Source organism: Streptomyces sp. NPDC006207 (assembly GCF_040613835.1).
GTDB lineage: Bacteria > Actinomycetota > Actinomycetes > Streptomycetales > Streptomycetaceae > Actinacidiphila.
Window position 1 is genome coordinate 12,387 of record NZ_JBEXSX010000052.1, and the last position, 20,247, is coordinate 32,633.

At 73.1% G+C, this 20,247-nt stretch carries 13 protein-coding genes; 5 read left to right on the forward strand and 8 right to left on the reverse strand.

Annotated features, from left to right (window positions below):
- Nucleotides 1–76: 76 nt before the first annotated feature.
- The gene (locus ABZ312_RS32410) at nucleotides 77–3,082 is read right to left on the reverse strand and encodes a S8 family peptidase (protein ID WP_500439306.1); all 3,006 of its coding nucleotides are present in this window, start codon (nucleotides 3,080–3,082) and stop codon (nucleotides 77–79) included.
- Nucleotides 3,083–3,288: 206 nt separating this feature from the next.
- Between ABZ312_RS32410 and ABZ312_RS32415 the strand changes: the two genes are divergently transcribed.
- A complete protein-coding gene (locus ABZ312_RS32415) occupies nucleotides 3,289–4,275 on the forward strand; it encodes a LuxR C-terminal-related transcriptional regulator (protein WP_500324579.1) in 987 nt (328 codons plus the stop codon).
- An 84-nt stretch (nucleotides 4,276–4,359) separates the two neighbouring features.
- A complete protein-coding gene (locus tag ABZ312_RS32420) occupies nucleotides 4,360–4,989 on the forward strand; it encodes a hypothetical protein (protein WP_500439307.1) in 630 nt (209 codons plus the stop codon).
- 96 nt (nucleotides 4,990–5,085) lie between these two features.
- On the opposite strand, the gene ABZ312_RS32425 is transcribed toward ABZ312_RS32420, so the two are convergent.
- The 7 genes from ABZ312_RS32425 to ABZ312_RS32455 all read right to left on the reverse strand — a co-directional run bounded on the left by ABZ312_RS32425 (nucleotide 5,086) and on the right by ABZ312_RS32455 (nucleotide 16,294).
- Nucleotides 5,086–7,266, reverse strand: a complete 2,181-nt coding sequence (locus ABZ312_RS32425) for an alpha-galactosidase (RefSeq protein ID WP_500439308.1) — start codon at nucleotides 7,264–7,266, stop codon at nucleotides 5,086–5,088.
- Nucleotides 7,267–7,356: 90 nt separating this feature from the next.
- On the reverse strand, nucleotides 7,357–8,709 hold the full coding sequence (locus ABZ312_RS32430; protein WP_500324575.1) for an ABC transporter substrate-binding protein: 1,353 nt from the start codon (nucleotides 8,707–8,709) through the stop codon (nucleotides 7,357–7,359).
- Nucleotides 8,706–9,719 carry an acetylxylan esterase gene (locus ABZ312_RS32435; RefSeq protein ID WP_500324573.1) on the reverse strand — a complete coding sequence of 338 codons (1,014 nt, stop codon included), beginning with the start codon at nucleotides 9,717–9,719 and terminating at the stop codon, nucleotides 8,706–8,708. The genes ABZ312_RS32430 and ABZ312_RS32435 overlap by 4 nt, the downstream gene beginning before the upstream one ends.
- The gene (locus tag ABZ312_RS32440) at nucleotides 9,713–12,136 is read right to left on the reverse strand and encodes a glycosyl hydrolase family 95 catalytic domain-containing protein (protein WP_500439309.1); all 2,424 of its coding nucleotides are present in this window, start codon (nucleotides 12,134–12,136) and stop codon (nucleotides 9,713–9,715) included. The genes ABZ312_RS32435 and ABZ312_RS32440 overlap by 7 nt, the downstream gene beginning before the upstream one ends.
- A 28-nt stretch (nucleotides 12,137–12,164) precedes the next feature.
- Nucleotides 12,165–13,091 (reverse strand): carbohydrate ABC transporter permease, encoded by a 927-nt coding sequence (locus ABZ312_RS32445; RefSeq protein WP_500324569.1) that lies wholly within the window; start codon nucleotides 13,089–13,091, stop codon nucleotides 12,165–12,167.
- 12 nt (nucleotides 13,092–13,103) lie between these two features.
- Complete coding sequence (locus tag ABZ312_RS32450) at nucleotides 13,104–14,147, reverse strand: carbohydrate ABC transporter permease (protein WP_500439310.1); 1,044 nt, start codon at nucleotides 14,145–14,147, stop codon at nucleotides 13,104–13,106.
- A gap of 71 nt (nucleotides 14,148–14,218) precedes the next feature.
- On the reverse strand, nucleotides 14,219–16,294 hold the full coding sequence (locus tag ABZ312_RS32455; protein ID WP_500324905.1) for an alpha-galactosidase D: 2,076 nt from the start codon (nucleotides 16,292–16,294) through the stop codon (nucleotides 14,219–14,221).
- 421 nt (nucleotides 16,295–16,715) lie between these two features.
- On the opposite strand from ABZ312_RS32455, the gene ABZ312_RS32460 reads away from it, so the two are divergent.
- From ABZ312_RS32460 to ABZ312_RS32470, 3 genes are all read left to right on the forward strand, one after another.
- Complete coding sequence (locus ABZ312_RS32460; RefSeq protein WP_500324565.1) at nucleotides 16,716–17,870, forward strand: ROK family protein; 1,155 nt, start codon at nucleotides 16,716–16,718, stop codon at nucleotides 17,868–17,870.
- Between the two features lie 46 nt (nucleotides 17,871–17,916).
- A complete protein-coding gene (locus ABZ312_RS32465) occupies nucleotides 17,917–19,005 on the forward strand; it encodes a mandelate racemase/muconate lactonizing enzyme family protein (protein ID WP_500324563.1) in 1,089 nt (362 codons plus the stop codon).
- 596 nt (nucleotides 19,006–19,601) lie between these two features.
- Nucleotides 19,602–20,234: a hypothetical protein gene (locus tag ABZ312_RS32470; RefSeq protein ID WP_500360327.1), complete on the forward strand. Its 633-nt coding sequence runs from the start codon at nucleotides 19,602–19,604 to the stop codon at nucleotides 20,232–20,234.
- Nucleotides 20,235–20,247: the final 13 nt, after the last annotated feature.

Sequence of the window (20,247 nt, forward strand, 5' to 3'; positions counted from 1 at the left end):
TCCGGCCGCCCGGAACGGACCGGTGCCGGCCGGCCCCCTCGTGACGAGGGGGCCGGCGCCGTCGCGTGCGGTCCCGTCAGCCGATGGTGACGAGGGTTCCCGCCGCGTTGGGGTAGCCGATGTAACCGGTGGCGGGACGGTCGGCGGGGACGCCCTTCCACGAGGCGGTCAGCGTCAGCGGGACGCCGGGCTTCGTGGCGAGGTGCTCCGGGGTCACCGTGAAGGTGCCGGCCGTCGTCGGGCTGTCCGGGCCGATCAGGTTGGCCTGGAAGGAGAAGGGGATCTCCGTCAGCTCCGGCTGGCTGCCCAGCGTCACGACGATGGCCAGGTAGGTGCCCGCCTTCATGCTCGGCAGGCTCACCACCGGCCTGGTCTGGTCGAGCGCCAGGTCCCCCACGACGTAAGGCGTCTGGCCGTCGCCCGGGTCGTACGCGAGCAGCAGGGACAGCTTGGCCTCGGGATGGTCCGGGGTCACGAAGAACTGCCCGGCCTGGGTGCCCTCAGGCACCGTGAACGTGAAGTCCTGCTCGGGCTTGTCCGTGGACACCGTGTTGTGGACCGGGGTGGCCGCGACGGGTCCGCGCGGGGTCACCGGGAGGGACGTCGTGCCGGGGGTCACCTGGAAGGAGACGCTGCCGCTGCCGGCGGGACCCGTCACCTGCGCCGGGGCCAGCAGGCTCCACGGGTTGAGGACGACCGGGCTGCGCACGGCGGTGCGGCCGTGCCGCCAGGTGAGGTCGCCGGTCACCGTCTCGCCGGACCTTCCCGTCGTCAGCTGGAAGGTGACGGTGAAGGTGGCCTTCTGCCCGGCCTTGCGGAAGTGCAGCACGGACGGGTGCACGGTGGCCTTGACCCCGGGCACCGAGACGGAAGCCCGGTACGTACCCGGGTCCACGGCGGTGACGGTCCGGGTCACCGTCTGGGAGCCGACCATCTGACCGACGGCGATCGTCGGGTAGTTGAGGTCGCTGGGGTCGACGGCCCTCACACCGCTGCCGGTGTCGACACCGAGCCCCTCCAGGTAGGCGAGCCAGTCCTTCTCCGTGGAGTCGTAGACCAGGCCCGGCTCGAACATGCCGGCCGGCCGCACCTCACCGGCGCCCTGCGCGAACAGGTCGGTGTTCTTCGCGCCGGTCGCCGTCTTCGTGTCGACGGCGGTCGTCATCATGGCGGACTTCACCGCCATCGGGGACCACGTGGGGTGCTCGGCGAGGTAGAGCGCCGCGAGGCCGGCGATGTGCGGGGTCGCCATCGAGGTGCCGGTCATGAAGTCGTAGTCGTGGCCGAAGTTGGAGGCGGGCGCCACGGCCGCGAGGATGCCGACGCCCGGGGCGGCGATGTCGGGCTTGAGCAGGTCGCCGTTGTTCGTGGTCGACGGCCCGCGCGAGGAGAACGGCGCGATCTGCGGGTACGGCTGGCCGGTCGTGCCGCCCGGGAGCAGGCTCACCTCGGCCCCGGCGGTGGCGGCGTACGCCCGGACGTCGGTGGCACCGGGGGTGTTGAGGTGCACCGTGGGCACCGCGTGCAGGTCGCCGTCGGTGTCGAGGTCGCTGACGTTGACCAGGACCATGCCGACGCCGCCGGCCCGCTGCACCTCGTGGGACTTGTCGACGCGCGGGTTGACCCCCCGGTCGCAGACGACGATCGCGCCGGCGGCCTTCGCCGGGTCGAGGGTGCCGTCCTGGCACAGGGCGGCGTCGGTCGTCGAGGCACCGGGGTTCTTCACCTTCTCGGCCAGTACGAGGGGCTTCGGGCCGAGCGGGGAGTCCACGGTGGTGCTTCCGCCGACGTAGGTGTCGCCGTTGCCGAGGCGCACGGTGGCCTCGTAGGACGCCAGGGTGCTCGCGGCCACCGTGGTCGTCCACGGGGCGACGTTGTCGGCGGAGGAGACCTCGGGACCGGAGTTGCCGGCCGCGGTGGCGACGAAGACGCCCGCGGCCGCGGCGGTGCGGAAGGCCGCCTGGACCGGGGAGTCCGGCGCGGTCTCGACGATCGAGCCCGCGGAGTAGTTGAGGACGTCGACGCCGTCGGCGACCGCCTGGTCGACGGCCGCGACGATGTCGGAGGTCATGCCGCCGCTGTCGCCGGCCGCCTTGCCGGTCCAGAACGCCTTGTAGACGGCGATCGTGGCGGCCGGCGCGACGCCGGAGACCTCGCCGAGCCGGCGCCCTTCGACCGTGACGTCGACGCCGCTGTTGCCCGCCGCGGTGGACGCGGTGTGCGTGCCGTGGCCCTCGCCGTCCCGTGCGGAGACGTAGTCCGCGCGGCGCTCCGGTGGCACGCGGGCCAGCCATGCGTCGCCGAACCAACGGGCGCTGATCAGCTTGCCGTTGCAGGCACCGGCGGTGAACTCCTCCCCGGCCTGGCAGGTTCCGGTGAAGGTGCCGCCGTCCGCCTTCCGCATGACAACCTTGTCGCCCTTGCGGTAGGGGCGGTACGGGTCCTTGGCGGTGGGCCGCGCGGTGCCCAGCGGTGCGGCCGTGAAGGAGCGGCTCTCGGGCCAGATGCCGGTGTCGATGTCGCCGACGACGACACCGCGGCCGGCCTTCTTGGCGCCACCGAGGGCGGACCACAGCCCGTGCCGCCCGGTGAGCCCGAGGAAGTCCTGGGAGTTGCGGTCGTCGGAGACCTTGTTGAGGGTGTCGGGCGCGACCGACAGCACGCCGGGGGCCTTGGAGAGTTCCGCCACCTGCGCGGCGGACAGATCGGCGGTGAACCCGTTGGTGACCACCGCGTACTGGCGCTTGATCCTTGCGCCCACCGAGGCGGCCGTGGCGCGCTGGGCCTCGGTGAGGTGCGCGCGGTAGCGCACGGCGTCCGCGTCGGCCAGGTCGACCTTGGCGCCCGGCGCCGGGGCGGTGCCGGGTATGCCGTCGACTCCGCCCCGGTAGGCCGCGATCGGCCGGTCGGCGAGGGTGACGATGTAGCGGCCGGCGGCGAGGTGGCCCGCCACGGGGACCGGCCTGGGACCGGCGGCGGGAGCGGTGGGAGCGGCCTGGGAGGGCACGGCGGACGAAAGGGCCAGTGCGACGGCGGTGGCCGCCACCAGGGCGGCCGGTCTGGTGCGTGACTTCGAGGTCACTTTCGGTCCTCCAGAGGGAAGAGGCCAGGGACATCACTGCGCGTCCGGGCGCGGCGGGGTGCACGGGGCCGATGCGGGACCGCCGCTCCGCGGTACGGGTGTTGGCAACGATTCAAAAGTGAACGGCCCACGGCGGGTTGATGTCCAGATAATCTTGTGGCGTCTTCGGACAGCTGGCGGACCACGCCACCACGAGGAGCGCGTACGTGCTGCAGGCCCTGGGTATCAGCCGGTTCGACGAGGAGGTCTACCGCGCCTTCCTGGCCCGGGCGGACCTCGGTCCCACGGAGTACGCAAGAACCGCCGGGGTCCCTCCGGACCGCGTCCGTCGCGCCGTGGCCCGGCTGGCCGGGCTCGGTCTGCTGCGCCGTGACGGCAGCGGCGGGTACCGCCCCGTGGGTCCCGCCACCGCGCTCACCGCCCTGCTCGACCAGCGGCGGCTGGAGGCCGAGGCGGCCTTCACCGGGCTGCGGTCGGTCGTCGACGACCTCACCGAGGAGTACCGGGCCGGACGGCTGCGCAGCGATCCGGGCAGCCTGGTGGAGGTGCTGTCGGGACGCGACGTGGTCGCGCCGCGCATCGACGAGCTCAACCGCTCGGTCAGCACGCACATCTGGGTCCTCGACAAGCCGCCGTACCTGGACCGCGCGGACGGGCTCCCCCACACCAACGAGGCCGAGAAGGCGTCGACCGCCGCCTGGGCCCGCCGCGGCGTCGACGTCCGCTCGGTCTACTGCCCGGAGTCCATGGAGCGGCCCGGCCGTTTCGAGACGGTGCTGGAGATGGCGGCGCTCGGCGAGCAGGCCCGGATCCTGCCCAGCCTCCCTTTCAAGCTGCACATCATCGACCGCCGGGTGGCCCTCGTCCCTCTGGTCGGCGGGGTCTACGACAGCCTCGCCGTGGTGCACCCCTCGGGTCTGCTGGATGCCCTCATCGAGCTGTACGAGGCGTACTGGGAGCGGGCCGAGCCGATCGGCGCACCGGCACCGGCGGCCGGCGAGGAGGGCCCCACCCCGGAGGAGGTCGCCTTGCTGACGATGCTCCGTGCCGGGCTCAAGGACCAGGCGATCGCCCGTCAGCTGGGGCTGAGCACACGGACGGCGACGCGCCGCATCGCCGCGCTCATGGCACGGCTGGACGCGACGACGCGTTTCCAGGCCGGAGTGGAGGCCGGCGCCCGTGGCTGGATCTGATCCTTCCTGGCGACACATCGCACCGAACCGATCACAAGCGGCCAAGTGCACGCGGAGCGGGCCGAGTCGGGTCACCATCGGTCCATGAACGCATCCGCGACCGCCGCCCTCACCCCGCTCCCCGACGGGGTCTGGTCCACCCTGTCCACCGCCCGCGAGGCGTACCGCGCCGCGGTCCCGGCCGCGTACGACGAGGTGCTGACGGAGGTCACGGAACGCGCCCGGGACACCGGCAGCCTGGGCAAGACCGACATCGCCGCGCTGGTGGTGTGGAAGCGGCTGCCGGCGAGCACCGCGTGGGCGGTCGAGCTGATGAACCTGCGCGACGCGGAGGTCCGGGCCGTCACCGCCGAGGCCGTGCACGCGGTCCGCGACCAGGACGCCCCGCGCGGCGCGGCCGCCCGCCGCGGCCGCAAGGCCCTGCTCGGCCTGCCCGGCTGCCGCCACGGCGACGCGCTGGCCTCGGCGCTGCTCACGGCCGCCGCGCCGGACCGGATGGCCGTCTACGACCGCCGCGCGCAGTTCGGCCTGGAGCAGCTGGGCTACCAGCTGACGCCGGCGCCGGGCCGTTACGGCCGCTACATGGACCTCCTCGACGACCTCCTCGTCCGCTCCGGCCCCGACGCGGACGGCTGGACCGCCCGCGACGTGGACACGGCCCTGTACTGGCTCGGCCGTCAGGCCACGGCCCCCGGGGACCCCGAGGAGGAGTAGGGGGACCGGCGCGGCGGCGCGTCGCCGCCTCGGCCGGCCCCTGGTCCCACTGGCCCGACGCCGGAACGCTGTAGGCCGGGCCTCGGAGCCGGCCGCTCAGTCGGCCTGCCGTACCTCGATCAGGAGGGCCTGCTCGGGGTTGAGTTGCGGCATCGGCAGTCCGGCGGCGGTGAGCAGCGTGCCGGGGAGGGTGAGGCGGTCGTCGATCGCCTCGGTGAGCCAGGCCGGGCCGCTTGTCTGGTGGAAGGACGGCAGGCCGATGTCGGTGCGGACGCGCACGCGGTAGCGGAGGGCGGGGGCGAGGCCGGGCAGCGGCACCCGGCCGGACTGGCCCTCGGGGGTGGTCGCCACGCGGGCCCAGCAGTAGAGCGCGGCCGTGGCGTCGTGGGCGACGACGCCGTGCAGCAGCGTCGCGTCCCCCTGGAGGTCGGCGCGGACGGTGCGCCCTCCGTGCAGCAGCGGGCGCAGTTCCCGGTACAGGGCCGTCCACGCGGTGAGCCGGGCCCGTTCCTCCGGGGTGCAGCGGGTGATGTCCTGTTCGATGCCGGGGTGGCCGAAGAGCGCGGTGGCCAGGCGGAAGGTGTCGGAGCCGACGCGTGCGGTGGTGTGGCTGGGGGTGGGGCCCACGTGGGCGCCGACCAGTTCGGGGGGCAGCAGTTGGCCCGTCCAGCGCTGGATGGACTGCCGTTCCACGGGGTCGTTGCAGTCGGAGGCCCACACCCGGTCGGTCCTGGCGAGGATGCCCAGGTCGACGCGGCCGCCGCCGCTGGCGCAGCTCTCGATCTCCAGGGCCGGGTGGCGCTGCCTGAGGGTGTCCAGCAGTCGGTAGAGCGCCTCGACCTGGGCGTGTGCCACCGGGCGGTCGGCCGGGCCGCTCACCGCCTCGTGCACCTCGCGGTTGTGGTCCCACTTGAGGTAGGCGATGCCGTACTCCCCGATCAGGGCGTCCAGCGCTCCCAGCAGGTGGGTGACGACGCCGGGGTGGGAGAGGTCGAGGACGTGCTGGTGGCGGGCCGGTGGGCCGGCGCCGCGCGCGGGGGCGAGGACCCAGTCGGGGTGCTCGCGGGCCAGGTCCGAGTCGAGGTTGACCATCTCGGGTTCGACCCACAGGCCGAACTCCATGCCCAGGGAGCGCACGTGGTCGGCGAGCGGCGCCAGCCCGGCGGGCCACACCTCCCGGTCGACCGTCCAGTCGCCGAGCCCCGCGCGGTCGGAGCGGCGGCCGCGGAACCAGCCGTCGTCCAGCACGAAGCGCTCCACGCCGACCTCGGCCGCGCGGTCGGCGAGCCGCAGGAGGCGTTCCGGGTCGTGGTCGAAGTAGACCGCCTCCCAGCTGTTGAGGATGACCGGGCGCGGGCGGCGCGGGTGACCCGGGCGGTCCCGGAGCAGGGTGTGGAAGCGGTCGGCGAGGCCGTCGAGCCCGGTGCCGGACCAGGCGTAGTGGCAGACGGGCGTGCGGTGGGTGTCGCCGGGTGCGAGCCGGACCTCGCCGGCGCGCAGCAGTTCGCCGCCGCCGAGCACGGCGGCGTGGACGCCGGCGCCCTCGGGCAGTTGCTCGACGAGGTAGCGCTGGTCGCCGCTCCACGCGACGTGCAGGCCCCACACCTCGCCCTCGCGGAAGCCGAAACCGGGCACGCCGACGGCCACGAGGTAGGGCGAGTCCAGGCCGGGCTTGCCGCGCCGGACCTCACGGGCGTAGGTGCCGTGGGCGAGGGGGCGGCGCTGCGGGGAGCGTTCGCGGCTCCACTTGCCGGTGAAGTCGAGGATCTCGGCCGCCCGGCGGGGCAGCGGGAGCAGCGCGGTGACCTGCGCGAGGTCGTACGGGGCCGGGTCCGCCGTCCGCTGCCGGGTGATCTCGCTGTGGACGGCGAGCACTCCGGAGGGCTCCAGCCGGTAGGTGATCGTGATGTCGAGCCCCGCCACCGCGTCGGTGAGGGAGACGGCCAGTTCGCCGCCCTCGGCGTCCTGGCGGACGGCGGTGCCCGTCGTGGTCAGGCGGGGGGCGGCGGCACCGCCGTCGAGGTGCCCGTGGTGCGCGGGGGTGCCGGCCCAGCCGTCCGCCTCGGTGGGCCAGACGGTGAAACGGCGTGGGGTGTCGGGGGAGTTGTTGAGCACGGCGGGCTCGGCGGTCAGGCTGAGGGCGGCAAGGTCGTCGGAGGACAGCGGGCCGAGGTCGGCCCCCCAGTGGAGGACCCTGGGCACCGGCTCGGTGAGTTCGACGACGAACGCGGTGCCGGCCGCGCGCAGCGGGACGATCCGCGCGGTGGTGTCTGCCATGAGGGGGGAGTCCTTTCGGTGTGCCCCGCCGCCGGACGGCCCCGGGGTCGGGGCCGTCCGGCGGCGGGGGCTCGGTTCGCTGCCGGTGGCTCAGTTCTTCGCGAGGAGGGTCTTGCTCTGGTCCTGCATGTCCGCGAAGACGGAGTCGTCCTTCTGCCCGGCGAAGTAGGCCTCGAAGAGCGGGTTCAGGGCGTCCTGCACCGCGGCGCCGTTGCCGTAGACCGGGGACGGGTAGAGGACCTTGTCCTTCAGCATGCTGGTGAAGACCGACAGGTCGACGCCGTCACCGGCCAGGGCCTTCGTCGCGGCGTCCATGGAGGCGGGGATGGACGGGAAGAACGTGCCGGTGCGGGCGGCCTTGGACTGGCAGTCCTCGGAGCCCATGTAGGACACCCACTTCCAGGCCAGCTCGGGGTTCTTGGTGCCCGCCCAGATGTTGTTGCCGTTGGAGTTGCTCATCACCGCGCGGGTCTTGCCGTCGGGGCCGTACGGGGGCGCCGCGACGCCGGTCTTGACGCCCGGGATCTTGGCGAAGGTGGAGGCGGACCAGGAACCGCCCATCTCCATCGCCACCTTGTGGGAGGAGAGCAGGTCGACGTCACTGACGCTGGAGGTGAACTCGCCGATCTTCGGCGCGTACCCCTTCTCCGTAAGGGAGCGCGCCCAGTTGAGCGTCTTCACCAGGCGCGGGTCGCCGTAGTTGAAGACCGTGGGCCAGCTCTCCTTGTCGCCGAGCCGCCACCCGGTGCTGGAGGCGAACGGGCTCCAGGAGGTCTGGCCGATGAAGTCCTTGGCCGCGATCTGGCCGAAGCCAAAGGTCTTGACGTGGGTCTTGTCGAAACCGGGCTGGTCGCCGCGGCGCCCCTTCTCGTCGACGGTGAGGTGGGCGATCATCTTGCCGAACTCGCCGCCGTCGTCGGGGTTCCACGTCACGGAGTCGACGTCGCTCTTGCTGTAGCCGGCCTTGGCCAGGGCGTCCTGGTCGTAGTAGAGGCCGGCCGCGGCCCAGTCCAGCGGCAGCGCGTACTGCTTGCCGTCGGTGAACTTCCAGGCGTTCACCCCGACGGAGAAGCGGGACAGGTCGAACTTGTCCTTGGCGATGAAGTCGTCCATCGCCAGCAGCTGGTGCTGGCCTGCGTAGGCCTGGAAGAACTGGACGCTGTTCTGGAAGGCGTCGGGGGCGTTGCCCGCGACGAAGCCGGCGGTCAGCTTGGTGAAGTAGTCGTCGACGTTGTACTGCGAGATCTTGACGGTCGTGCCGGGGTTGGCCTTCTCGAAGTCCGCGGCGCAGGTCTTGTACGCGGCCGCCTGCTTGTCGTCCCAGGTCCACCAGTTGACGGTCTGCGAACCGCCGCCCGCGGAGTCCGAGCCGGAGGAGCAGGCGGACAGCACCGCGGCGAGGGTGAGCGTGGCCCCGAGCGCGACGACTCTGCGAATTCTCATGATTCCTTCTTTCGGGACGGTTCCTGGTGAGGGTGGTGGGACGACGTCTTGAGGAGTGCGCGGAACGCGCTCAGGGCGAGGACCAGGTCCTCGGGGCCGCCGGCGTCGTGGCCGTTGAACTCCCACAGCCGCATCTGCCGGGGCCCGCCGTAGAGGTGGTAGGCGGCGAGGGTGGTGGCCGGCGGGCACACCTCGTCGCGCAGTCCGGCGGAGAACCAGGCGGGCGCGGTGGCACGGCGGGCGAAGGCGAGGCCGTCGAAGTAGCCGAGGGTCCGGAAGGTCTGCTCGACCCGGTCCCGGCGGGCGCCGAGGTAGCCGATGAGCTCCGCGTACGGCTGCTCGCCGGTGAGCCGGGTGGCCTGCCGGACGTCGCACAGGAACGGCGCCTGGAAGTGCGCGGCGCGCAGTCCGGGTACGAGTCCCGCGACCGCCAGGGCGATGCCGCCGCCCTGGCTGGGTCCGGTCACCGCGACGCGGTCGGGGTCGGCGTGCGGCAAGGTGCGCAGGGCCTCCACGGCGCGGACGGCGTCGGTGAAGACGCGGCGGTAGACGTAGGTGTCCTTGTCCTCGATGCCGCGGGTGAGGAACCCGGGGTGCGAGGGGCCGCTGCCGACCGGGTCGCCGGTGGCGCCGCCGCCCGCCCAGGCACCGCCCTGGCCGCGGGTGTCCACCAGCAGGTGGGCGTACCCCGCGGAGGCCCACAGCAGGTCCTCGACGGGGGCGCCGCGTCCGCTGCCGTAGCCGTGGAACTGCACGACCGCGGGCAGGGCGCCGCTGCGGTGGCGCGGCAGCCGCAGCCAGCCATGCACCGGGTGGCCCCCGAAGCCGGGGAACACCGCGTCGTAGACGTCCACGGTCTCCAGGTCGGTCTCGACCGGGGTGAGCTCCAGCCGGGGCTCGTGGACGCGGGCGGCGTCCAGGGTGTCCTTCCAGAAGGCGTCGAAGTCGGCGGGCTCGCGGTAGCTGCTGCGGTAGGCCCACAGCTCGGGGACGTCGTTCTCGGTCAGCACGGCCGGGCCTCCCCGCACGGGGTGAGGTCGGCGTCGAGGGTGACGGCGGTGCCGGTGGCGACGTGCACCCGGACGGCGCGGTCGCGGTGGCGGACCGTCACCGGTTCGGCGTCGTCCCCGGCGTGCCGGCGCAGCGTCACGGAGGTGAGGGCGCCGTCGCGCCAGGCGAAGTCGGCGGCCAGGCCGCCGCGGCAGCGCAGGTCGGCGGCCTCGCCGTCGGGCCACTGCGCCGGGAGCGCGGGGAGCAGGTGGACGGTGCCGTCGTGGCTCTGCAGCACCATCTCGGTGAGCGCGGCCATGAAGCCGTAGGTGCCGTCGATCTGGAACGGCGGGTGGGTGGAGAAGAGGTTGGGGAGCAGGCCGCCCCACTCCGAGCCGTCGACGGGCGCGTCGGTGTCCGGGTCGCCGTCGAACGGGCGGGTCGCCTCCAGGAGGAGCGAGCGGGCCGTGGCGGCGTCGCGCAGCCGGGCGCGCAGGGCGATCTTCCACGCCCAGGACCAGCCCATCGCGCCGGGTCCGCGGCGGTCCAGCAGGGCCGTCGCGGCGGCGGCGAGTTCCGGGGTGCGGTCCGGGTCGACCTGGCCGAGCGGGTGAACGGTGACCATCTGGGACAGGTGGCGGTGCCGGGGGTCCTGTTCGGGGAGGTCGTCGGCCCACTCCTGCAGCCAGCCGCCCGCGGCGGTCCGCGGCGGGTGCAGCTTCGGCAGCGCGTCGGCGATGCGGCCGTCCAGCGGGGTGTCGATGCCGAGGAGCGCGGCGGTGCGCGCGGTGCGCTCGAGGACGGCCCGGGTGAGGGCCATGTCCATCGCGGAGGAGCGGGTGAGCGAGGCCATGGAGCCGTCGGGGGTGAGGTAGTGGTTCTCGGGCGAGGTGGAGGGGAGGGTGTCCAGCCGGCCGGTGCCGTCGTCCACCAGCCAGTCGAGCAGGAACTCGGCGCAGCCGCTGAGCAGCGGCCAGGCGCGTTCGCGCAGGAAGGCGGTGTCCTGGGTGAACTCCCAGTGGTCCCACAGGTGCTGGGCCAGCCAGGCGCCGCCCATCTGCCAGATCGCCCAGGACGCGGCGCCGTGGCCCCTGCCGACGGGCAGGGCCCAGCCCCACATGTCGGTGTTGTGGTGGGCGACCCAGCCGCGGGCGCCGTACAGCTGCTCGGCGACGTCCCGGCCGTGTCCGGCGACGCGGTCCAGGAGGTCGAACAGCGGCTCGTGGCAGGGGCCGAGGCCGGCGGCCTCCGCGCCCCAGTAGTTCATCTGGGTGTTGATGTTGATGGTGTAGTTCGACGACCAGGCCGGGCGAAGGTCGGCGTTCCAGATGCCCTGGAGGTTGGCGGGCGGGCCGGCGTGCGGCCGGGAGGCGGAGGCCAGGAGGTAGCGGCCGAGCTGGAACAGCACGGTCGCGGTGAGGAGTTCGTCGTCGCCGGAGAGGATGTCGCGGGCAACGTCGTAGGTGCCCGAGCGGCGCGGTCCGATGCGCAGCGAGGTGCCGCCGAGGAGTGCGCGCAGGTCGCTCTCGTGGGCCTTGAGCAGGTCCTCGGTGCCGCGTTCGGCGGCCCGGGCGGCGCTGTCCGCGGCGGAGCCGAGGTGGGCGGCGCGGTCGGCGGGGGCGTCGAGGCCCCGCCAGTGACGCAGCGCCCCGGTGGAGCTCGCCACCACCGCGAGGAGCCGGGTGGCGCCGGTGACGCGGAGGGCTGCGCCGTCGGCGGTGACCTCCCCGTCGGTGGCCACCCGCAGGGCGATCGCGCCGAAGGGGTCGTAGCCGTCGACGGGGCCGTCCGCGTACCGCAGCGGCTCCGGTACGTCCGGTTCGTGGGCGGGTGCCCCGTCGACGGGGATCTCCACGCCGAGGACGACCCCTTCGGGGCCGGCGGTGCGGTGCACCTCCCGGAGGGGGGTGGTGAGTTCCAGGCGCAGGTCCACGGTGCCGCCCCGCGCGGCCAGGTCGGTGCACAGGGTCCCGTCGGCGGCGGCGGCCCAGGTCCGGCGGCGGACCGAGATCCCGCAGGACAGGTCGAAGGCGTCCTCGGCGATCCCGCTGTCGAGGTTGAGGGTGCGGCCCCGGTACGTGGCGTCCTGCGCCCCGGACACCGTCAGCCACAGGTCGGCGTAGGGCAGGTACTCCTGGCTGTACGGGCCCTCGAAGGCCATCAGGAGTTCCTCGGCGCGGTGCGGGTCGCCGGCGCGGAGCGCGTCGCGGACCTCCGCGAGCCGCCGCGGGCCGGCGCCGGCGGCGACGACGTCGGCGAGCGCCTTCGCCGGTCCGCCGGGGGTGCCGGACCACACGGTGGAGTCGTTGATCTGGATCCGGGCACGGTGGGTGCCGCCGAAGACCATCGCGCCGAGCCGGCCGTTGCCGACCGGGGCGGCCTCGTTCCAGTCGGCCGCGGGCGCGGGCCAGCCGAGCAGCAGGTCAGTGGGGTTCATGGGGTGCCGTCCTGGTGCGCGTGCGGGGTCACTTGAGCCCGGAGAAGCCGATGGAGTTGACGATCCGCTTGCCGAAGGCGAGGAAGAGCAGCAGCATCGGCAGCGCCGCGATCAGGGAGGCGGCCATCAACCCGGCCCAGTCGGGGGCGGCCTGCGGCGAGGACTGCTTGAAGACGCCGAGGGCGAGCGTCAGCGGCTGCACACTGGCGTCGTTGGTGACCAGCAGCGGCCACATGTAGTCGTTCCAGGCGTTGACGAACATCAGCAGCGACACGGTGGCGATCGGCGCGGCCGACATCGGCAGGATGATGCGGTAGAGGATCCGCAGCGGTCCCGCGCCGTCGATGATCGCGGCCTCTTCGATCTCGCTGCTCAGGCCGAGCATGAACTGCCGCAGGAAGAACACCGTGAACGCCTGGAAGAGCCCGCCGGGGAGGATGAGACCGGCGAAGGTGTTGGTGAGGCCGACGTCCTTGATGAACACGAAGTTCGGCAGCAGCGTGAAGACGCTCGGCACCATCAGCGCGCTGATGAGGACGCCGAACACCAGGTTGCGGCCGCGCCAGTGCAGCCGGGAGAAGGCGTAGGCCGCGCAGGAGGAGAACAGCACGATGAGCACGGTCTGCACTGACGCGTAGATCAGCGAGTTGCGCAGGTACAGCGCGATGTCGAGGGACGCGCCCGAGCCGCCCTGGGCCTGGGCCTCGGCGATGGAGGCCAGGCCCAGCGCCCGCTTGAAGGCGCCGAAGGTGAAGCCGACGGGCAGCGGCGAGGAGGGGTCGGTGGCCAGCCGGTAGTTGTTGGACAGCGCGGTGCGCACGATCCAGTAGAAGGGGAAGAGGGTGATCAGCGACACGAGGCCGAGGTAGGCCCAGGCCACGATCCGGCCGGGGGTCGCCTTGCGGGTACGGGGGCGCCGCACGGTCTTCGTACGGGGTGCCAGGGTGACCGTCATCGGGGGCCTCCTTCAGTTCAGGTCGGATTCGTCGGCCCGCGCGAGCCGGAGCTGGGTGAAGGTGACCGTGATGAGCAGGACGAACAGGGCCAGCGACATGGTCGCGGCGTAGCCGAAGTCGAACTGGCGGAAGGCCTTGTCGTAGATGTACATCTGCAGCACGTTCGAGGCGTTGGCGGGGCCGCCCCTGGTCGTGACGGCGACGATGTCGAAGACCTGGAAGGCGTTGATCACCGTCAGGACGACCACCATCACGAGGATCGGCCGCAGCAGCGGCACGGTCAGCCGGCGGAACATCTGGAACTCGCTCGCGCCGTCCACCCGGCCGGCCTCGTAGATGGTGGACGGGATGGTCTGCAGCCCCGCGAAGATCAGCAGGGAGTAGTAGCCCATCCACTTCCAGACGCTGATGGCGGCGAGCGAGGGGATGGCCCACGGACCGCTGCCGAAGAACAGGACCGGGTGGCCGATGACGTGGTCGAGCACGATGTTGATGACGCCGAGGTGCGGGTCGAGCATCCACTGCCACACCAGGGCAGCGATGACGTTGGAGATGAGGAAGGGCAGCAGCATCACGCCGCGCAGCATCGAGGAGTCGGTGACGCGGTGCAGCACGACCGCGGTCACCAGGGAGATCAGGGTGCCGAAGACGACGGACAGGACCACGAACCAGAGGGTGACGAGGAGGGAGTGCCAGAAGACCCCGTCGCCGAACATCTCGTGGAAGTTGGCCAGTCCCACCCAGCGCGGCGGTGTGAGGACGTGGAACTCTGTGAAGCCGAGGTAGATGCCGCGCAGGGTCGGGTAGGCGTAGAAGATCGTGAACCCCACCACGGCGGGCAGGATCAGCAGCAGCGCGACCGGCAGGTCCCGCCGCCTGGCCGCCGCGGACCGGGTCGCGGTCACGCGCCCGGGCCTGCGGCCGTCGGTGTGCTTGCGCGCCTTCAGCGGCCCGCGGGTCCCGGGGGTGGAAGAGGCCGTGGTGGCCCCCGCGCCGGCTGCGCCGGACGGTGGTGCCACCGGCGTCGTGTGGTTGTCCTGCGATGTGACCACCACGGCACTCTCCTTTGCGTGCGTCGGGTCGGACGGGTGGATGGGACGGTGCCCGATGCCGGACCGGCCGTCGGTCAGACGGAGATCCGGTCGACGTCGGAGACGTAGTCGGACGGGTTGCCGAAGGCGATCGTGTTGGCCCCGGCCTTCAGGTGGACGGGCACGGTGACCGACCGCGGGCGGCCCCAGTCGTTGTCGTTGCCGCCGTGCAACGGGAGCTGGAAGGCGGTGCCGTTGACGGTGACCACGGCCGTGCGCCCCGACGAGCCGTCGGTGAAGTCCACCTCCATCAGGTAGGTGCCGTCCTTCGGCGCCGTCACGTCCTTGATCGTCACGGAGGCGTCGCCGCCCAGGTTGCCGACCTTCTTGCCGCCGGAGCACCGGGAGCAGTCACCGACGCTCGCGTTGCCGGTGCGGGGGTTGCCGGACGCCTCGGCCTCGTAGGAGGTGGGCCCGTCGGCCGCGGGGGTGGTGAGGGGGACGGCGTTGCTCGGCGCGGACGTACGGCCGCGGCCGTCGCGGGCGACCACGGTGAAGGCGTACCCGGTGGCGGCCTGCAGCCCGGTGACGGTGGCGGAGGTGCCGTCCACCGTGGCGACCTTGGCGGCGCCCGCGTACACGTCGTAACCGGTGGTGGCGGTGCCGGTGTTCACCGCGTCCCAGGTGAGCGAGACGCTGCCGGCCGTGGACGCGGCGGCGCGCACGCCGAGCGGGACACCGGGCTTTCCGGTGACGTTCGCCGGGGTGACGCGCAGCAGCCGGGAACCGTGCGGCGGCAGGTTGTCGGTGAAGCCGTCGGCGACCTTGCCGAGGTTCTTGCGGCTCCACAGGTCACGGACGGCGGGCTTGCCGCTGATGCCCAGCTCGCTCCAGTCGGCGGTCACGTCGGAGTAGCCCTTGCCGAGGTTGAACAGGGCCACCGTGTAGCTGCCGTCGGCGTTGCGGGCGTACCAGACCTGCTGCGGGCTGTCCTGGCTGAGCGGCTTGGCCGGGTTGCCGGCCTGGTCGACGGCGATGACCTCGTCGTTGGTGAGCAGCGACAGACCGTACGGGTCGAGCTTGGTGAGGTCGTCGCCGATGTAGAGCGGGGCGCTCTCGATGGCCCAGAGCGTCATGTGGCTCTGCCGCTCGACCTCGTTGAGGCCGTCGAGCGGGCCGGCGCCGACGTCGAGGGAGTCGAGGTTGTTCCAGTGCCCCGGCCCGGCGTCGTCGATCCAGGGGACGACGTCGTTCCACCGCTGCTTGACCGAGTTGTTCCAGGTCACGAGGGTGTCGCAGTAGCACTCGACGTCGGTGTCCACGCGCCAGCCGTTGGAGTTCTCCTTCCAGACGTCGGCCTTGTCGTGGCTGAGCGACCAGGAGAGGATGAACTGGATGGGGCGGCCGGTCCGCTGCAGCGCGGCGTGCCAGGTCTTGACGTCGGGCACGTTGTCGTGCGCCGCGTCGCCCTGGTTGGAGCCGGGCCCGACACCGTCCATCTTCAGGAAGTCCACGCCCCAGCCCGCCAGTTGGTCGGCGACGGACTGGATGTACTTCTCGGTGCACGGGCTGGCGAAGTTCAGCTGGTAGGAGACGTTGTCCCAGCCGCTGGTCTTGCGCAGGTCGGGGTAGACGATGTCCTTGGTCGTGCACCCCGGCGCGCCGTGGATCGGCGTCTTGCCGTCGTTGTACGTGTCGATGTACAGGCCCACCGCCAGGTAGAGCCCGAACTTCAGTCCCTTGGCGTGCAGTTGGTCGCCGAGCCACTTCATGCCGTGCGGGAACTTCACGGGGTCCGCGACGGGGCGGCCGTACTCGTCGGAGAGGCTCTTGTTCGTCTCGCTGCCGACGTTCCAGCCGGCGTCGACGTTGACGTACTCGTAGCCGTGCCGCTTCAGCTTGGAGGCCAGGATGTCGGCCTGCTGCAGCACATGGGGCTCGGTGAGCCAGGACCCGCCGTAGCCGGGGAAGTTGGTCGACTCCAGGCTCCAGCTGCTCCACCCCATGTAGGGCTTGGCGGCCACCACGGGGGCGGCCTGGGATCCGGCGGCCTCCGCCTGGGACGCGGAGGAGGCGGAGGACGCGGGCGCGGCGGGCGACGCGGCGGCGGGTACGGCGAGGGCCGTGGCGAGCGCGGTGGCGGCGAGCGCGGGCAGGGCGGCCCTGCGCATGCCTCCGGGCCGACGCGGCACGGGCCATCTGAGACGTGCGAGTACAGCTGAACGAGCCATGGGGGCACTCCATCCCGGCGCGACGGCGTCCGCTTCGAGTGGGCAGGGGGTACGGGAGGCAGGGAGCGTCCTCGGTGGCGGTCGTCCCGGAACACCACCGAGGGCGGGCGTGCTGCGACCGGGGGGAGGCTCCGGTCGCGCTCCTCGGCGGGGGGCGCTTCGTCCGCTCCGGGCGAGGAGTGCGGCGAATGTAGCCAGGGTTTCCTTCCAGCGTCAACATATTCGGCGACAAAAATCCGATGTCTGCAGCGCCAAGCTGCGGTCTTCGCCGGAAAATCTTCACCAGAATCCGAACCTCCCCACCCAAAGATGGGATGAGTGGGCCCTTCCTTACTTTCCCTTGGAAAGGTATGGTCCGGCCATGAGTCTTGCCGACCAGCCCCCCGCCGCCGTCCTGGTCTTCCAGACCCTGCTCGTCCACGGCCCCCTCACCCGGGCCGAGATCGGGCGGCGCACGGGCCTGTCGGCGGGCGCGGTGACCAAGGCCGCCACTCCCCTGCTGGCGGACGGCTGGATCACCGAACTCGGCAGGCCGGCTGGGGAGCGGGCCAGCGGCCGCCCCGCGACGCCGATGGCCGTCCGCGCCGACCGCGCGCGGTTCGTCGGCGTGAAGGTGACCGGCGACGAACTCATCGGCGTGCTCACCGACCTGACCGCCCGGCCGCTGGCCTCCCGGCGCGCCGCGCTGGACTCCCGCGACGTGGGGACCGTGGTGCTGGCGATCTCCCGGCTCATCGGGCAGTTGCGCGCCGCCGCGGGTGCGGAGGGGGACGACGCCGTCCACAGCGTCGGCGTCACGATCTCCGGCGACGTGGACGGGCAGACCGGCACCGTGCAGTATTCGCCGTTCCTCGACTGGCGCCGTGTGCCGCTCGCGCAGCTGGTCGAGTCGGCGTCCGGCATCCCGACGGTGATCGAGAACGACGTGCGCGCGTTGACCGTCGCCGAGCAGTGGTTCGGCGCCGGGGTGGGGCTGTCCTCGTTCGCCCTGGTCACGGTGGGCGCGGGCATCGGCTGCGGGCTGTCCATCGGCGGCCGGGTGGTGTCGGGGGCCCACGGGGTGTCCGGCGAGGTGGGGCACCTTCCCGTCGGCGGCACCGACCGCACCTGCACCTGCGGCAACACCGGGTGCGTGGAGACGGTGGCCTCCACGCACGCCATCACCGAGCAGGCCCGGCAGGCCACCGGCGACCCCGCGCTGACGATGGAGGAGGCCGTACGGCTGGCGCACACCGACAACGCCGCCGTCCGCGCGGTCTTCTCCCGCGCCGGGCACGTGATGGGTCTGGCGATGGCGTCGGTGGCCAACCTCATCGGCCCGGAACGCATCATCATCTCCGGCGAGGGCGTGGCCTCGTACGACCTGTTCGCCGACCAGATCCGGCAGACCTTCGCCGACCACGCTTTCGGGGCCGCGGCCGACTGCGACCTCGTCGTGCGTCCGCTGCCCTTCGAGGAGTGGGCGCGCGGCGGCGCGGCCGTCGCCGCGCAGCGGGTCTTCGCCCCCGCGAAGTGACCTCCCCCTGTGTGAACCCCCCTCCCCCGGAAGGCTGGTCGCCGACATGAGCCGGATCACGAAGGCCGAGTGCCGGATGGTCTTCCTCGAACCCGAGGTGCTGCGCACCGACGCCCTGCAGACCTTCGTCCGCCAGGAGACGGTCCTGGTCTCCCTCACCACGGACGACGGCCTCACGGGCACGGGGTACGCGTACACCATCGGCACGGGCGGCAGTTCGGTGCTCGCCCTGCTCCGCGACCACCTGGTGCCGCTGCTCACCGGCGCGGACGCCCGCTCCGTCGAGGCGCTGTGGCAGCGGCTGCTGTCGGTCACCCGGGCCACCTCGGTCGGGGCCATCACCTCCCTGGCGCTGGCCGCGGTCGACACCGCCCTGTGGGACCTGCGGTGCCTGCGCGCCGGCGAACCCCTCTGGCGGCTCGCGGGCGGCGCGCACGAGCGGCTGCCGCTGTACGACACCGAGGGCGGCTGGCTGCACCTGACGCCCGACGAACTCGCCGCCGGCGCGCTGCGGGCGAAGGAGCGCGGGCTGCGCGGCGCGAAGGTCAAGGTCGGCAAGCCCACCGTGGGCGAGGACGTGGAACGGCTGGCGGCGGTCCGCGCCGCGGTCGGGCCGGACTGGGTGCTCATGGTGGACGCGAACCAGTCGATGACGGGCGCCGAGGCGATCCGCCGGGCGCGCGCGTACGAGCCGTACGACCTCGCCTGGTTCGAGGAACCGCTACCCGCGGACGACCTGTCCGGGCACGTCCGGCTGGCCGCCTCGACCTCGATCCCGGTCGCGGTCGGCGAGTCGCTCTACGGCGTGGGCCGGTTCGCCGAGTACCTGGCCGCGGGCGCGGCGGGCATCGTCCAGGTCGACGTGGCGCGCGTCGGCGGGATCACCCCGTGGCTGAAGGCGGCGCACACCGCGGAGGCCTTCAACGTCCAGGTGGCCCCGCACTTCCTGATGGAACTCCACACGAGCCTGGCCTGCGCGGTGCCCCCGGGCATGTACGTCGAGCACATCCCGCAGCTCGACGCCATCACCCGCACCCCCCTGACGGTCGTCGACGGCCACGTCGTGCCGCCCGAGACCCCGGGGCTCGGCATCGACTGGGACGAGGACGCCATCGAGGCCCTGCGGGTGGCGTGACCGGGCCGGGCTTCCGAGAGCGCCGGCCGAGGCTGCGTCCGGCCCGGCTCACCTACGGTGTCACCCGTCGCTGCCGCACGTTCGCACGGCCCCGCACCGGCAGTGCCGTCCCGGCACCGGCCACGGCCTCGGGCGAGCGCGGCCGTTCGGCCGGCCGTACCTCCGACACCCGGCCCCACCCTCACCGCAGCCGGTCGGCACGATCCCCACCGGCGTGGCCTCGCATCGGCCACGGCGCCGGCCAAGCGCCCGCAAGCCGCCCCAACCTGCGGCGCGATGCCCGCCGTTCGACACGGCTCACCGCCGACACCCGGCCTCACCCGTCGCCTCAGCCGTCGGGACGCCTCGCCCGCAGCGCCCGAACCCGCCGCCGTGGGCCCGCATCGCCCGGTACCCCCCAGGGTCGGCGATCGCGACGGCAGCAGTCAGGCGGGATGCGCTGGACCGGGCTGCCGACCACCACCGCGGCGTCCCGGCCGCCGCCCGGAATCGGCCACCACATGGGGCGAGCGCCCGCGGGCCGCCCCGACGCGCGCCGGACCCACCCGCCGGAAAACGGGAGGCGGCCCGGTCGGGGGCCGGGGCAGACTCGGGCGGTGATCGTCGTGCAGCCCGTGCTGGAACTGGGGACCGCGGACGGCTTCGCCCTCTGGCCGGTGGCCGAGCGGGAGCCGTTCACCTTCATGCCGCTCCACGGCGCGTTGGCACCCCCCGAGGTCGGCGCGGCCGTGATGACCATCGCCGCGTACAACGATGCCCGGAGGGACGACGACGCCCCGCCCGCCCGGCCCGGCGACCCGGTCGAGGACTTCCTGCGGGGGCTGCTGACCGGGGAGGACGTCCAGGCACCGGGCGGACTGCAGGTGACCGGCACCGCCGGCGACCTGGAGGTGGTACGCCCGGGCTGCTGCAGCGGGCTGGAGGACTGGCGCGAGTGGCTCGGCGTCCTCGACGGCACCGGCGACGCGTGGCTCGGCCACGACCCCTCACCGCTCGCCGAACGGCGCGGAGACGTCATCCGGTTGACCGTCGACGCGGGGCGGGACGACAGCCCGGTGTTCGAGGTCGACGTCGACGTGCTGCGGCGCGGGATCGCGGACGCCGAGCGGGACCTGGCGGCGTTCCTCCGTGCCGCTGCCGACTGGGCGGCCGTGCGTCTGGCCGGGCACGCCTGCGCGGTCGTCACCGCCCTCGCCCGTGGCGTCGGCATGCCGCCGCCACGGGCGTAGGCGCAGCCCCCGC